This is a genomic window from Mycobacterium sp. GA-2829 (assembly GCF_001499965.1).
Lineage (GTDB): Bacteria > Actinomycetota > Actinomycetes > Mycobacteriales > Mycobacteriaceae > Mycobacterium.
This window is the reverse complement of sequence record NZ_LQIT01000004.1, coordinates 73716-87489: the sequence shown is the minus strand read 5'-3', so window position 1 is coordinate 87489 and position 13774 is coordinate 73716. Positions and strand designations below refer to the sequence as shown.

General features: G+C 69.6%; 15 protein-coding genes. 10 read left to right on the top strand and 5 right to left on the bottom strand.

Annotated features, from left to right (window positions below; genetic code table 11):
• Nucleotides 1-30: 30 nt before the first annotated feature.
• Entirely contained in the window at nucleotides 31-2361 is a 2331-nt protein-coding gene (locus AU194_RS03905; RefSeq protein ID WP_059087919.1) for an AAA family ATPase, read from the bottom strand.
• A gap of 78 nt (nucleotides 2362-2439) precedes the next feature.
• Between AU194_RS03905 and AU194_RS03900 the strand changes: the two genes are divergently transcribed.
• The 3 genes from AU194_RS03900 to AU194_RS03890 are packed head-to-tail and all read left to right on the top strand — an operon-like array spanning nucleotide 2440 to nucleotide 4583.
• On the top strand, nucleotides 2440-3321 hold the full coding sequence (locus AU194_RS03900) for an alpha/beta fold hydrolase (protein ID WP_059087918.1): 882 nt from the start codon (nucleotides 2440-2442) through the stop codon (nucleotides 3319-3321).
• A gap of 9 nt (nucleotides 3322-3330) precedes the next feature.
• A complete protein-coding gene (locus tag AU194_RS03895; protein ID WP_059087917.1) occupies nucleotides 3331-3984 on the top strand; it encodes a TetR/AcrR family transcriptional regulator in 654 nt (217 codons plus the stop codon).
• Nucleotides 3981-4583 carry a TetR/AcrR family transcriptional regulator gene (locus tag AU194_RS03890; protein WP_059087916.1) on the top strand — a complete coding sequence of 201 codons (603 nt, stop codon included), beginning with the start codon at nucleotides 3981-3983 and terminating at the stop codon, nucleotides 4581-4583. The genes AU194_RS03895 and AU194_RS03890 overlap by 4 nt, the downstream gene beginning before the upstream one ends.
• Here the strand turns inward: AU194_RS03890 and AU194_RS03885 are convergent, their stop codons facing one another.
• From AU194_RS03885 to AU194_RS03870, 4 genes are read right to left on the bottom strand one after another with little or no spacing between them, the layout of a single operon-like run.
• Entirely contained in the window at nucleotides 4584-5450 is an 867-nt protein-coding gene (locus AU194_RS03885) for an LLM class F420-dependent oxidoreductase (RefSeq protein WP_059087915.1), read from the bottom strand.
• Nucleotides 5451-5505: 55 nt separating this feature from the next.
• Nucleotides 5506-6495: an SDR family NAD(P)-dependent oxidoreductase gene (locus AU194_RS03880; RefSeq protein WP_059087914.1), complete on the bottom strand. Its 990-nt coding sequence runs from the start codon at nucleotides 6493-6495 to the stop codon at nucleotides 5506-5508.
• A 39-nt stretch (nucleotides 6496-6534) separates the two neighbouring features.
• Nucleotides 6535-7113, bottom strand: a complete 579-nt coding sequence (locus AU194_RS03875; protein ID WP_059087913.1) for a YdcF family protein — start codon at nucleotides 7111-7113, stop codon at nucleotides 6535-6537.
• Nucleotides 7114-7165: 52 nt separating this feature from the next.
• Nucleotides 7166-7813, bottom strand: a complete 648-nt coding sequence (locus AU194_RS03870; protein ID WP_059087912.1) for a DUF3060 domain-containing protein — start codon at nucleotides 7811-7813, stop codon at nucleotides 7166-7168.
• Nucleotides 7814-7960: 147 nt separating this feature from the next.
• On the opposite strand from AU194_RS03870, the gene AU194_RS03865 reads away from it, so the two are divergent.
• The 7 genes from AU194_RS03865 (at nucleotide 7961) to AU194_RS03835 (ending at nucleotide 13764) form a co-directional block, all read left to right on the top strand.
• Nucleotides 7961-8179, top strand: coding sequence for a hypothetical protein (locus tag AU194_RS03865; RefSeq protein WP_059087911.1), 219 nt, complete (start codon nucleotides 7961-7963; stop codon nucleotides 8177-8179).
• 44 nt (nucleotides 8180-8223) lie between these two features.
• Nucleotides 8224-8691, top strand: a complete 468-nt coding sequence (locus tag AU194_RS03860; protein WP_059087910.1) for a carboxymuconolactone decarboxylase family protein — start codon at nucleotides 8224-8226, stop codon at nucleotides 8689-8691.
• Nucleotides 8692-8760: 69 nt separating this feature from the next.
• A complete protein-coding gene (locus AU194_RS03855) occupies nucleotides 8761-10113 on the top strand; it encodes an ABC transporter substrate-binding protein (RefSeq protein ID WP_059087909.1) in 1353 nt (450 codons plus the stop codon).
• On the top strand, nucleotides 10110-10979 hold the full coding sequence (locus AU194_RS03850; RefSeq protein ID WP_059087908.1) for a carbohydrate ABC transporter permease: 870 nt from the start codon (nucleotides 10110-10112) through the stop codon (nucleotides 10977-10979). The genes AU194_RS03855 and AU194_RS03850 overlap by 4 nt, the downstream gene beginning before the upstream one ends.
• The gene (locus AU194_RS03845) at nucleotides 10976-11767 is read left to right on the top strand and encodes a carbohydrate ABC transporter permease (RefSeq protein WP_059087907.1); all 792 of its coding nucleotides are present in this window, start codon (nucleotides 10976-10978) and stop codon (nucleotides 11765-11767) included. Before AU194_RS03850 ends, AU194_RS03845 begins: the two co-directional genes overlap by 4 nt.
• Nucleotides 11764-12804: an ABC transporter ATP-binding protein gene (locus AU194_RS03840; RefSeq protein WP_059087906.1), complete on the top strand. Its 1041-nt coding sequence runs from the start codon at nucleotides 11764-11766 to the stop codon at nucleotides 12802-12804. Before AU194_RS03845 ends, AU194_RS03840 begins: the two co-directional genes overlap by 4 nt.
• Before the next feature lie 9 nt (nucleotides 12805-12813).
• On the top strand, nucleotides 12814-13764 hold the full coding sequence (locus tag AU194_RS03835; protein WP_059087905.1) for an alpha/beta hydrolase: 951 nt from the start codon (nucleotides 12814-12816) through the stop codon (nucleotides 13762-13764).
• Nucleotides 13765-13774 lie beyond the last annotated feature (10 nt).

Sequence of the window (13774 nt, the reverse complement as noted above, 5' to 3'; positions counted from 1 at the left end):
GATGGCACCGACATGGGCCGTGCCGGGGGATCAGCGCCCGGCCAGCCAGGTGAAGAAGTCGTCGGCGCAGAACACCGGCTTGCCGTATTCCTGTGCTTTGCGCGCTTTGCCCGACTGCGTGCCCACCTCGGCGGTCACCAGGACGTCGCACCGGGTTTTCGACACCGTCTTGACCGGGACGAGCCCGGCCGCGGCGGCCAGTTGCTCCATCTCGGGCCGCTCCACGATGCGCCCGGTGCCGTCCTGTGCGGTGCCGGTGAAGCAGATCCGCGTCCCCGGGGTCAGCGTCGCCGCGATGTCGTCGCCGTCCCCGCACAACCCGGCGGTGTCGATCTCCACGCGCAGCAGCCGCGAGGCCTCGTCGAGCCGGGCCGCCACGTCCTTCGGCAACCGCACCCGCTCCGCCGCCGCCCGCAGTTGATCGGCCACCGACCGTCGCGCGGCCGCGTCGTCGGCGGCGTCGAGGTCTCGGGCCGCGGGCCGGCCCAGCAGCACCGCACCGACGTCCCGGCTGATCCGCAACAGCGCCGACAGTCCGGGCAGGTGATCGGCGGTCGGTGTCGGCACGTCGGGGTCGCGGCTGACCAGAAAGCCTGCTGCCTCAACGGAATCCGGGTCCTCGAACGGGGAGGACCCGCTCTCGGTGTGCCGCCCGGTGTGTGCGGCCAGCGCCGATTGCGCCCGCTCCAGCGCGGTCCGCCCGTGGATCCGCGTCCCGCGCAGGTCGACGCCGAGCGGCATCGCCGTCACGTAGCCGAGGCGTTTGAGCTCGAAGTCGATGAGCCCGAGTTGGTCGTCGATGCCCGCGCCCACCGGGGTGCACCCGGCCAGCATCGGCGCGATCACCGCCCACGCCTCCCGCAATGTGGGCGCCAGCAACACATCCGAGACGCTGATGCCGTAGGCGGTGCGCGCGTCGGCCAGGTCGCGCTGCGGATTGATCAGCGTCGACACCGCGGTGCCGTCGTCGAACGCCACGGCCAGCTCGACCGGACGCGGCCGCGACATCCGGCCCTCGTCCCCGACGGTCAGCATCCCGATCGCGCAGTACCGCCGCGCGCCGGACCCGCCGGCGGCGCTGCGCAGGAACCGGGCGATGCGCCGGTCGGTCTTCAGATCCTTCGGCAGCACAGGGCGTTTGAGCACCAACCCGGCCAGCGAGGTGCAGCGGCTCAGCGCGACGTACAGCTGACCGGTCGAGAACATGCCGCCGGTCAGGTCGACGACCACCCGGTCGAGCGTCTGCCCCTGGCTCTTGTGAATCGTGATGGCCCAGGCCAGTTTGAACGGCAGCTGGGTGTAGGAGCCGATGACCTCACGGGTCAACGAGGACCCCGACACCACCGGTCGGGTGGCCTCCCACGTGTACGGGGTGACCTCGGCGACGGAACCGTCGGGGAACTCCACCTCGACGACGGCGCCGTAGCGGTCGTACCCGACACCGACGACGCGGCCGATGCTGCCGTTGACCCAGCGGTCGCCCTGGTCGTTGTTGAGCATCATCACCTGGGCGCCGACCTTGAACCGCAGGGTCTCCTCGACGGGCGGGTCGAACAGCGAGAGGTCCCCGGAAGCCGTTGCCTGATGGACCATCTCGTCACCGGCCAGCCGTTCGAGGTGCTGGCGGTTGCGGGCCGTGACGAGCCGGTTGGTCGGCGCCAGCGTCAACCAGAACTCGTGCTCGGGTGGCGCGAAGTCGGGATCGGTGCGGGCGTTGAGCTCCTGCTGGGCGTGGCCGAGCAGCACGCCTTCGCGGATCTCGTTGAGGATGGCGGTCATCCGGTCGTCGCCGAGTTGACGGAACACCGTCGTCAACGAAACGGTGGGGAAGTCGTCGCGGTCGAAGCTGCGGGCGGAGAAGAAGTACGGGGTCTCGTACGTGGTCGTGAAGTAGTGCGCCTCGTGTTCGCTGACCACCGGCGGGAGTTGGTAGAGGTCGCCGACGAGCACGATCTGCACACCGCCGAACGGGGCGCCCTGCACGGGGCCGAACCGCTCGAGCGCCGCGGCGACCATGTCGAAGACGTCCGCGCGCACCATCGAGGCCTCGTCGATGATCAGCGTCTGCAGTGACGCGAGCGTCTTGGTGAACCGCCCGGGACGGTAGCCGCCGGACCGGATGTCCTCGAGGGTCGTGGTGGTGCGGAACCCGAAGAGGCGATGGATGGTGTAGCCGTCGACGTTGAGCGCGGCGATCCCGGTGGATGCGACCACCACGACGTTGCGGTCGGTGTCGGCCATGAACCGGCGGATCAGCGTCGACTTACCCGTGCCCGCCTTGCCGGTGAGGAACAGGTGGCGGCCGCCGGCCAGCAGATCGAGTGCGTGGCGGAACTCGTCGGTGAGCACGATTCCGGCCATGGCCGCACTGTAGCCGCTGGCGGATCGGCGTCAACGCGTGCATAGTGGGTTATACAACCCAAAAAGGAGGCTTCGCCCATGCCCGCTGTGCACCACCGCTACGCCACCGTCGACGGCCACCGGCTCTTCTACCGGGAGGCGGGCGACCCGAACGCCCCGACCGTGCTGCTGCTGCACGGATATCCCACGAGCTCGTACATGTTCCGGCGCCTCGTGCCCGCGCTCGCCGACCGCTGGCACGTCATCGCCCCCGACCACCTCGGCTTCGGCCTGTCCGACGCGCCGGGCGTGGACGAGTTCGACTACACCTTCGACAATCTGACCGCGTTGACCACCGGCCTGCTCGTGCAGCTCGGCATTCACCGCTGCGCGATCTACGTGCAGGACTACGGCGCCCCCATCGGCTGGCGGCTCGCCCTCGCCCACCCCGACGCGGTGACCGCGGTCATCACCCAGAACGGCAACGGGTACGACGCGGGCTTCGTCGAGAGCTTCTGGAAACCCGTCTGGGCGTACCACGCCGAACAGACCCCCGAGACCGAAGCGCCGGTGCGTGAGGCGCTTTCCCTCGACGCGATCCGCTGGCAGTACGTCACCGGCGTCGCCGACGAAACGCTCCTCGACCCCGAGGCCTGGCACCACGACCACGCCCTCGTCTCCCGGCCCGGCAACGACGCGGTCCAGATGGCGCTGTTCCTCGACTACGCCACCAACCCGCCGCTGTACCCCCGTCTGCACGAGTACTTCCGCGCCTCCGGCGTGCCACTGCTCGCGGTGTGGGGCCGCGGCGACGAGATCTTCGGCCCCGACGGCGCCCGCGCCTTCGCCGACGACCTCCCCGACGCCGAGATCCACCTCCTCGACGGCGGGCACTTCCTACTCGAGTCCGCGTTCGACGAGACCACCGCACTGATCCGCGACTTCCTCGACCGTCGACTGAGTGGGCCGGCCGTCCCATAAACTCGGGGGATGGCCGAACCCGCCCAGCGGCGACTCACCCCCAAGGGGCAGGCCACCCGGGATCGCATCCTCGACGCCGCGGCCGACCTCATCGCGACCACCGGGCTGTCGACGCTGACCATGGTCGCGATCCGGAAAGCCGCCTCGGTGAGCGGATCGCAACTGACGCACTACTTCCCCGACCGGCAGGCCCTGCTCCGTGCGCTGATCGAGCGGCAGATCCACGCCGTCATCGCGTCGCAGGGCCGACTGGAGACCTTCGACGACCTCGAACGCTGGCTCGGGCTGACCCTGCGCCGGCTACGCGAGAGCGGGTTCAGCGGCACCCCGACCTACCACGGTCTGGCCGGCCAACTCGCCAAGTCCGACGCGGCGTTGCGTGAGGTGCTCGCCGACGGCTACCGGCAGTGGATCACCGTGCTGGAAGACGGGATTCGCGAGATGCGCCAGCGCGGACTCCTGATCGACGACGCCGACCCGCACCAGCTGGCCGTGGTGCTGGTCGGCGCCCATCAGGCCGGCGGCACCGTGGCGTTCGTCTACCGCCAGGAGTGGCCGCAGGCCGACGCGCTGCGCTTCGCCGTCAACCGGGTGCGCAGGTACGCCGCCGACCCCGCCGAACGCACACCCCGCCCGCCGCGCCGGCGCCGGAGGACCGCATGAGCGATACCCGGTTCACCCGCAAGGGGCTCGCCGCGCGCAGCCGCATCGTCGACACCACCGCGCGGCTGATGTTCGAGCGCGGCGTCGAGGGCACGACCCTCGACGAGGTCCGCGACGCCGCCGAGGTCAGCGGATCCCAACTGTCGCACTACTTCCGGGGCAAGGATGAACTCACCCGCGAGGTCGTGGCCGAACGCCGCCGTCAGGTCGCCCAATTCCACCTGGAAATGGGCGATCTGGACAGCCTCGACGCCCTACAGACCTGGGCCGACGCCTGCGTCGCCGACGCCGAGACGGTGTACCGGCGGGGCGGCTGCATCTACGGATCGCTGGCGGGTGAACTGGTCGAGGGGGAGGCTCAGATCCGCGACGACCTCGCCGCCGGCTACGACGAATGGCTCACGTTGTTCCGGGCCGCGCTCACCGCGATGAAGAAGCGCGGCGACCTGCGCGCCGACGCCGACCCGCGCCACCTCGCGGCCGCCCTGGTGATCGCCCACCAGGGCGGCGCGATGCTCACGTTCGTCACCGGTGATCCAGACATGTTGCGCGACACCGTGTATGCCGCCGTCGACTACGTGCGTCAGTTCACCGCCTGATCACAGCTCGGCCAGCTGCGGCACGACGGAGACGATGCCGTCGATCCACTTGGCGGGTGAGCCGCCCGGCGGCATCACGATCGCGGTGTGCACGCCGACCTTCGCGTACTCGGCCATTCTGCGGACGAAGTCGTCCTTGGTGTCGGGCGTGGGGCCGTCGTGGGCGAGGATCGTGACGCGGATGTCGTCGAAGTCGCGGCCGACGGTGTCGCAGTGCCGCCGCAGCACATCGAGCTTGTGCGCCACCTCATCCGGGGTGCCGAACAGGTTGCAGGAATCGCCGTACTGGGCCACCAGGCGCAGGGTCTTGCGTTCACCGCTGCCGCCGATCATCACCTTCGGCCGGTTGATCGGCTGCGGGTTACACAGCGTCTCCGCCAGCTGGTAGTGCTTGCCCTCGAAGGGTCCGTTGTTGTCGGGATCCCACATCTGCCCGCAGATCTGCAGCGCCTCCTCGAGGCGTTCGAACCGTTCGGCCAGCGGCGGATACGGCACCCCGAGCCCGACGTGTTCGCGTTCGAACCACGCGGCGCCGATGCCCAGCCAGGCCCGTCCGCCCGACAGCACGTCGACCGTCGTCACCGTTTTGGCCAGCAGTCCTGGGTGGCGGTACGTGACGCCGGTGACGAGCAGGCCGAGTTCGATCGTCTCGGTGTGGGCGGCGAGGAAGCCGAGCGAGGTGTAACCCTCGAGCATGTTCGCCTCGGCGGGCAGCCCGGTCGGTTCGATCTGGAAGAAGTGGTCCATGAACGACAGCCACGTCGCGCCGGAGGCCTCAGCGGCCTCACCGACGCGCGCCAGTTCGCCGGCGATGGCCGTCGTTCCGCCGTCGATGTCGAAGATGGGTACGTGATATCCGAGTTCCATGACTCGGCTCAACCCGTGTGACGGCCGTCGCATTCCCGCGCTCCGAGCGCCGGACCTACAAACGACCCACTTCTCGGAGCCCCGCCACGGTGTCGGCGATCGTCTCGGCGACGTCGCGCTGCACGATGCCGAGGTCGCGTTCGGCCGGTTCGTCGTCGGACTTCGGCATCTGCGTGTAGTACTGCATCGCCGCGGAGTTGATGGGCGTCTCGAACGGCAGCTGATCGCCGATCACGTCGAACAGCCGGCCGACCGTGCGCAGCGCGACATCGGGGATTGGGATCGGCGCGAGATCGCGGGCGGCCGCGTCACCCATCAATGCCGCCAACTCGCCGACGGGCACCCGACGGCCGCCGAGCATGTAGCGGCGCGGACCCTTCCCGGATTCCAGCAGCGCCACGTGCAGCGCGGCCAGGTCGCGGACGTCGATGACGATCCATCCCGCACCACGGCCGGGCACGGCGCGCATCTTCACCGACGCCTCGACGCCCTCGGCCGCCTCGCCGAACTGGTCGCCCGCGGGTGGGCCGAGCACCATACCCGGATAGGTGATGTTCACCGGGGCGCCGGCGTCCTGCAGACCGCGGGCGTACGCCTCGACGACGGCCTTGGACTTGCCGTACCCGTCGGAGCCGCCGGTGACCGGGAGGTCGGCGTGCAGCACGTCGAGGCCGGGGCGGAACAGGGCCGTGAAACTGGAGACGTGGATGATCGGGTCGATCTTCGCCTTCGCGGCGCCGCCGAGGACGTAGCGTGCGCCCTCGAGGTTGGTGCGCAGCATCTCGTCGGCCATGGCCGGATCGGTGGAAACCATTGCGGCGCAGTGGATGACCGCATCGCAACCGTCGAGCGCCTTCGCGGTGGAGTCGGGATCGGAGATGTCGCCGACGACGTAGTCGCTGATGTCGGCGCCGATCTTCTCGGCGCTGGTGGTCAGGCGTTCGGGTTTGCGAACGAGGAACCGCACCTGGTGGCCGGCGTCCTGCACGGCCTTCGCTGTCCACGCGCCGACGAAACCGGTGCCCCCGGTGACCAGAACCTTCACTGGACCCCTCTACCCGTCGTCAGGGCGAGCAAAACCGGATCAGCCGCGGTTGACCAGCGGGCTGATGACGTCGCGGGCGAATTGCGCGGCGTTGACCTGGGGGCTGCCGTCGGGGTAGCTGACGGTCGCGAGCAGGTTGGCGCCCGCGTCGACGAAGTTGCCGTCGGCGCGGTCCTGATGCGTCGACGAGGTGACGAGGATGATGCCGGAGGTGCCGGCCTCCTTGGCCAGCGGCACCGAGAACCGCGCGTTCTGCACGGTGCTGTTGGCCTTGTCCTCCACGATGATTCGGTGCGCGGGGAAGCCGAGGATGGTGAGCATGCGGCGCATCGCCGCGGCCTCGGTCACGCCATTGCGGGGGTTGCCGCCGGTGACGATGATCGGCGACTGCGGGAAGAACTGCGCGACGGTCAGGCCGGTGATGACGCGGCGCCGCAGGATCGGGCGCATCATGCCGTTGGGTTCGAGGCCGTAGCCGAGGATGACGATCGCGGGTTTGGAGAAGTCCTTGACCGCGACGGCGGGCTGCGCGTGGGCGATCGCGGGGGAGGCGTCGGCGAACACCGCGGCGAGCGCGAGGGCGACGGCGGCCAGGGCGGTTCTCCAGGTGTTCCGCATGCCTGTTGATCGTGATCGGAGTCACCGGTGTTACGGACGTGACGCGAGTGGGTCAGCCCCGCTCGACGACGTTGTCGCCGAAGCTGTCGATCTTCGGATCGCCCGACTGATACGTCACCCGGTTCTCGAAGCCCGACGCCCTGATCTCGTCCGCGCTCTCGACGACCACCTCGTTGCCCACCCCGGACACCACGACGGTCGTGCAATGACCGGTGATCGTCACCGTGTTCGACACCCCGCTGACATTGATCAGGCTGTCACTGCACGCGACCCGCTTGTTGCCCTCCACCCCGGACACACTGAACTGCCCACCCGGCGGTGCCTGCGCGACCGCGTCCCCGCCACCCGGCGGGATCACGAGCGGGGGGATTTCGACGAGAGTCTCCGGTATCTGGTCGAGCGCCCCGCCGCCGCCGGCGATCGTCGGCCGGCCCGCCGTCACCGCCCCGTCGCGCGGCGCCTTCGCGAAGTAGATCGCCACGCCCGCACCGAGCACCAGCAGCGTCAGCACCACGACGACCAGCACGACCACCCCGGTGCGCGACGGACCCCGCGGCGGCGTGGGCGGATACGGGACGCCGTACACCGCGTCCGGGTAGGCCGCGGCGGTGTAGGGCTGGGTTCCCAGTTCGGACGCCCGGTCGGCGAGCGGTCGCTCCAGGTCGCGGATCCGCGCCTCGGGGTCGTCCTGCGGGTTCATGGGCAGATGGTGCCATACGCATCGCCGCTGCTCAATGGGTCAATCCGGGTCTTCGGCGGCCGGCTGACAACGTTCGTTGCCGTCGGGACTTGTGATTCGGATCACGATCGGTTTGAATTGTGGTCCCAAGCACACGAAAGGGTGGCCATGGCTGCGTTGAACGACGGTTCGCTGGCTCCTGCTTCTCCCGCGGCGGCGCGTCGCCCCAAGGCGTCCGACCACCACACCCTGCAATCGATCGTGCTGACGGCGATCTTCGTCTTCGGCATCGTCGGCGTGGTCGCCACCCTCATGCAGGGCCAGAACACCGCGGCCTTCCTGATCGGGCTGTTCTCGAGCGCGATCATCCTCGGCACCGTCTGCTGAGTCGGCTCCGCCGAACGCCGCGCGGCGCTGCGTAGCATCGTGAAGTGTCAGAAAACCCGACGGGCACCCGCCACCTGCACATCGACAAGCATTCGCCGTCGGCCTACAAGGCATTGATCGGCGTCGCCACCGCCGTCAGCACGTTGGCCGAGGAGTCAGGACTGCCGCGCTCCCTCGTGGAACTCGTCAACGTGCGGGTGTCCCAACTCAACGGCTGCGCGTCCTGTCTCGACGTACACCATCGCCGCGCCGACGACGCCGGCGTCAGCGCGAAACAGCTCGCGACCGTGTCGGTCTGGCGCAACACCGAACTGTTCGACGACCGCGAACAGGCCGCGCTGCGGCTGGCCGAGATCACCACCACGCTTCCCGACTACGACACCGCCGAACGCGAATACGCCCGCGCCCGTGAGGTCCTCGGCGACGACGAGCTCTCCGCGGTCATCTGGGTCGCGACCACCATCAACGCCTTCAACCGCGTGTCCATCCTGAGCGGGCACACCGTCCGCTGACCCGCGATTCAGGATCGCGCTGAGTTTTTCTCTGTCGGCCGGCGCGCGGCGTTTGTACTGTCGCCCGTCGTGACTCCTCCCGCCTTCACCCGTCGCCGCGCACTGCAACTGCTGGGACTCGCCGGTGGCGCAGCCGTTCTGGGACCCGCCCTCGCCGCGTGCGGGTCCTCCGGTAGTGGCAGCGCGCTGTCGGCCGAGACGCCGGTGGCCGGGCGGTTCGAGGGCGTCACCCTCAAACTGCTCGTCAACCAACCGCACGTCACCTCGTTTCGTGACGTCCTCGCCCCCAAGTGGCGTCAGGCCACCGGCGGCATCCTCGATGTCACCGCCGCGCCCTACGATCAGCTGACCAGCAAGCAGATCCTCGACGTGCAGAGCGGCACAGGCGAATTCGACATCTTCGACTACTTCTACTTCGGCCTGGGTGACCTGGTCGACGCCGGTGCGCTCACCGACCTCACCGACTGGATCGACGCCAAACAGTCCGACCTCAACGTGCCCGGCTACCTGAAGTCGATCTACGACCCGTACACCCTGCTCGACGACCGCCGCTACGGACTGCCCTACGACGGCGACATCCACATCCTCTTCTACAACGCCGAACTGCTCGACCGGTACAAGGTCGCACCGCCGACGACGTGGGATGAGTACGACGAGGTCGCCGCGAAGATCACCCGCGACGCCCGCGGCGCGGCCTACGGCGCGATCGTGTCCGGCCAGCAGGTTCCGATGATCCTGGGCTGCTCGTACATCAACCGGCTCACCGGTTACGGCGGCAACCTCGTCGACGCGAACGGTAAACCGCAGTTGACCTCCGATGCGTCGATCGCTGCGCTGCAGCACCTCATCGACGTCGCCCCCAACGCGCTGCCCACCCCGCTGCAGGTCGGGTTCGACCAGGCCAACACCGCCTTCCTCACCGGCCAGGGGGCCTTGCTCGACACGTGGACCGATATGGCGCTGCGCGCCGAGGACCCGACGGCCTCCAAGATCGCCGGCCGCTGGGGTGCGGTGTCGCTGCCCGTCGGCGGCACCAACACCACCCCGCGCACCGCCCTGGACGCCGGTTTCGGCCTCGGCATCTCGACCGCGTCGAAGAACGTCGACGCCGCGGCCGCGTTCATCGCGTGGGCGACCGCCGCACCGCAGAACCTCGCGGTGTCCTCGACCGCGGGCGCCGGCATCGACCCCGTGCGCGGCGAGGTGCTCGACTCACCCGGCTACGCGAAGGTCGTCACCAAGGCCGTCGAGCCGATCCGCGAGGGACTGAACGGCGACCCGCTGGTCTGGCCGAAGCAGGCCGGTGCGCCGAAACTGTTGCAGGACCTGGTCGATCAGCTCGCGCTCGCGATCGCCGGCACCCAGACCGTCGAGCAGTCGCTGGAGAACGCCCAGGCCAGCTGGGACAGCGCCACGCAATGACGCGCCGCGTCCCGCTGTGGCTGGCGCTGCCCGCCATCGCCGGGTTGACGCTGTTCCTGGTCTACCCGACGGTCTACCTGATCGCGCTCGCGGTCACCGACTCGTCGCTGGCGAAACCGTTGCGCAGCTTCACCGGCGCCGAGAACTTCGCGAATGCCTTTGCATCCCCGGCCTTCACGCCGTCACTGATCAAGTCGACGGTGTTCGCCGTGCTGGCCGCGGTCGTGACGACCGCGCTCGGGTTGGCGCTCGCGGTGCTGCTGCGTCACCGCGGCACCCGGTTCGGGGTGGTGGGTGCGCTGTTCCTGCTGCCGCTGGTGACCGCCCCGGTGCTGGTGGGGGTGGCGTGGAAGCTGCTGCTGGCGCCGGTCGGCGGTGGGCTGGCGGGTGTTTTCTCCGCGATCGGCATGGGCGGGATCAACCCACTGGGCTCCGGGGTCGGCGCGTTCGTCGTGCTGTTGGCCATCCACATCTGGCAGTGGACACCGTTCGCGATCCTCATCGCGTTCGCGGCGCTCGGCGTGGTGCGACCTGAACTGCTGGAGTCCGCCCGCATCGACGGCGCCACCCCGTGGCGGACGTTCACCACCGTGACGTGGCCGGCGATCGCCCCGACGATCTGGGCCGTCACCGTGCTCGAGTTGGTCATCGGCTACAAGGTGTTCGACCTCATCGTCGTCATCACCTCCGGCGGTCCGGGCTTCTCGACGTCGTTGTCGCCGTATGTCATCTACCAGACCGGGCTGCGTGGCAGCTTCGACATGGGCACCGCCGCCGCCCAGACGCTGGTGTTCGCGTTCGTGGTCGGCGCCGTCGCGACGGTGGTGACCGGGCTGCGCGCCCGCGCGGTGAAGGCCGACGGATGAGGACGCGGGTCGCGCTCGTCGCTGCGGTGATCGTCTCGTTGGTGCCGCTGGGGTATCTGCTGTCGCTGGCCGTGCGGCCCGCCGAGGACGTGCTGAACTCCAGCCTGCTACCCACGTCGCTGACGCTGGACAACTTCGTCAAGGTCTTCGACACCATCGAACTCGGCACCATGCTGGGCAACTCGTGGATCTCGGCGGTCGGCGCGGCGCTGCTCGCTGTCGTGATCGCCGCGCCCGCAGCGTATTTCACCGCCCGGCACACCCGGGGTGATCGGTTGCTGACCGTGCTGCTCGCCAGCTACTGCGCCCCGCCGATCGTCGCGATCATCCCGCTGTTCTTCCTGCTGCGCCACGCCGGGCTGACCAACAGCGTCGGCGGGCTGATCCTGGTCAACGGCATCGCCAGCGCACCCGTCGCGGTGTGGCTGCTCGACGGGTTCGTCCGCCGCATCCCCGTCGAGATCGACGAGGCCGCCGTCATCGACGGGCTCTCGGTCGCCGCGGCGTTCCGCAAGGTCGTCCTGCCGCTGCTGTGGCCGGGCATCGTGGCAGCGCTGCTGGTGGTGTTCTTCCTGAGCTACAACGACTTCCTGTTCGCCGTCTACCTCGCCGTCACGAAGGAGAGCCAGACCCTCACGGTCGGGCTGTCCCTGTTCCAGGGGGACCGCAACGTGCAGTTCGGCCAGCAGGCCGCCGCCGGACTGCTCGGTGTCCTGCCCGTCTACGTCCTCGCCCTGGCCGCTCAGCGCTACCTCGTCGGCGGCCTCACCACGGGAGCCACCAAGTGAGCACCATCGAACTCGCCGGTCTGACCAAGACGTACGGGGAGGCCACCGTCGTCGACGACGTGAGCCTCACCCTGCCCGACGGGTCGTTGACCGTGCTCGTCGGGCCCTCGGGCTGCGGTAAGTCCACGACGCTGCGCATCGTCGCCGGGTTGGAGGGCGCCGACGGGGGAGCGGTTCGCATCGGCGACCGCGACGTCACCCGCGCCACCCCGCGCGAACGCGACGTCGCGATGGTCTTCCAGAACTACGCCCTGTATCCCCATCTCACCGTGGCGGGCAACATCGGATTCCCGTTGCGCAACAACGGTGTCGCGCGCGATGAGGTGACCCGGCGCGTCGGCGAGGCGGCCGAACGGGTCGGCATCACGGCGCTGCTCGACCGGAAACCCCGGCAGCTGTCCGGCGGTCAGCAGCAGCGCGTCGCGATCGCGCGGGCCCTGGTGCGCACGCCGTCGGTGTTCCTGTTCGACGAACCGCTGAGCAACCTCGACGCCAAGCTTCGCGTGGAGCTGCGGTCGGAAATCCGCCGCCTGCAACAGGACACCGGGATCACCGCGCTGTACGTCACCCATGACCAGGAGGAGGCGATGACGATCGCCGACCAACTCGTCGTGCTGCGCGCCGGGCGCATCGAACAGCGGGGGACACCGGCCGAGCTGTACCGCCGCCCGGCCAACACGTTCGTCGCCGGGTTCATCGGATCGCCGAGCATGAACCTGCTCGACGGACGGCTCGCGGGCAGACTGTTCACCGTGCGCGGTCTCACTGACGCCGTCACGCTCGGGGTGCGTCCCGAAGACCTGTTGGTGACACCTCACCGCGACGGGAACGGCCAGGTCGAGCTGGTCGAATTGCTCGGTCCCCGTTACGTGTTGATCATTCGGGCGGGTGCACACCGGCTGACCGCGGTGGTCGAGGCGGCGACCGTCGCGTCGTGGCCCGACGTGCCTGTGCCCGGTGATCCGGTCGCCGTCGACGTCCGGGCCGAACGCGTGCACCTCTTCGACGGCGCCTCCGGTGCGCGGATCGACGCCTAGGGTGGGGTCATGGCGCTGACCATCGATCCCGACGTCGCCGCGGCGCTGGCAGCATTCGCTGCCCCCGAACCCGCAGACCCGCCGGAGGTCGGCGACGTCGCCACCCGGCGCGTCAACGCCAAGGCCCTGTTCGACGCGGTGGCGGCGGCGCGGCCCACCTTCGACGGCGTCGCGGTCGACGAGTACACGCTGACCACTGCCGACGGCGCCGACCTGCCGTTGCGGTGGTACCGGCCCACCTCGAGCGCGCCGTCCAGTGCCGCGCTGCTGTACCTGCACGGCGGCGGGATGATCCTCGCCCTCGACGACGTCGGCGCCACTTACGATTCGGTGGTCCGCGAGTACGTCGCGGCGTCCGGGGTTCCCGCGCTGGTCGTCGACTACCGCGTGGCGCCGGAACATCCCGACCCGACACCGGTCGAGGACTGCTACGCCGCGCTGCAGTGGCTGGCCTCCTCGGCGTCGCGGCTCGGCGTCGATCCCACCCGCATCGCCGTCGGCGGTGACAGCGCGGGCGGCGGGTTGGCCGCCGGTGTCGCGCTGCTCGCCCGCGACCGCGGCGGCCCGTCGATTGCGTTGCAGCTGTTGATCTATCCGATGATCGACGACCGCACCACCACGCCGGATCCACAGCTGCCCGCGGAGCTGCTCATCTGGAGCTACGACGACAACATCACCGGATGGTCGGCGCTGCTCGGCGACTCCGACCCGTCGCCCTACGCGGCGCCCGCCCGCGCCACCGACCTCACCGGGCTCCCACCGACCTACATCGACACCGGCGACCTCGACATCTTCCGCGCCGAGGACGTCGAGTACGCCCGCCGCCTCGCCGCGGCCGGTGTGCCCACCGAACTCCACGTCCACCCCGGATGTCCACACGGCTTCGACACGTTCGCGTTCGACACGGCCGTGGCCCGCCGCACGATGGCCGACCGGGTGCGGCGGCTGCGCCAGCTCTGACTTCTGTTCT

Bases quoted from the DNA above. Each gene is read 5' to 3' on its own strand.
- AU194_RS03905 (WP_059087919.1), bottom strand. From the start codon at position 2,361: ATGGCCGGAATCGTGCTCACCGACGAGTTCCGCCACGCACTCGATCTG.
- AU194_RS03900 (WP_059087918.1), top strand. From the start codon at position 2,440: ATGCCCGCTGTGCACCACCGCTACGCCACCGTCGACGGCCACCGGCTC.
- AU194_RS03895 (WP_059087917.1), top strand. From the start codon at position 3,331: ATGGCCGAACCCGCCCAGCGGCGACTCACCCCCAAGGGGCAGGCCACC.
- AU194_RS03890 (WP_059087916.1), top strand. From the start codon at position 3,981: ATGAGCGATACCCGGTTCACCCGCAAGGGGCTCGCCGCGCGCAGCCGC.
- AU194_RS03885 (WP_059087915.1), bottom strand. From the start codon at position 5,450: ATGGAACTCGGATATCACGTACCCATCTTCGACATCGACGGCGGAACG.
- AU194_RS03875 (WP_059087913.1), bottom strand. From the start codon at position 7,113: ATGCGGAACACCTGGAGAACCGCCCTGGCCGCCGTCGCCCTCGCGCTC.
- AU194_RS03870 (WP_059087912.1), bottom strand. From the start codon at position 7,813: ATGAACCCGCAGGACGACCCCGAGGCGCGGATCCGCGACCTGGAGCGA.
- AU194_RS03865 (WP_059087911.1), top strand. From the start codon at position 7,961: ATGGCTGCGTTGAACGACGGTTCGCTGGCTCCTGCTTCTCCCGCGGCG.
- AU194_RS03850 (WP_059087908.1), top strand. From the start codon at position 10,110: ATGACGCGCCGCGTCCCGCTGTGGCTGGCGCTGCCCGCCATCGCCGGG.
- AU194_RS03845 (WP_059087907.1), top strand. From the start codon at position 10,976: ATGAGGACGCGGGTCGCGCTCGTCGCTGCGGTGATCGTCTCGTTGGTG.
- AU194_RS03835 (WP_059087905.1), top strand. From the start codon at position 12,814: ATGGCGCTGACCATCGATCCCGACGTCGCCGCGGCGCTGGCAGCATTC.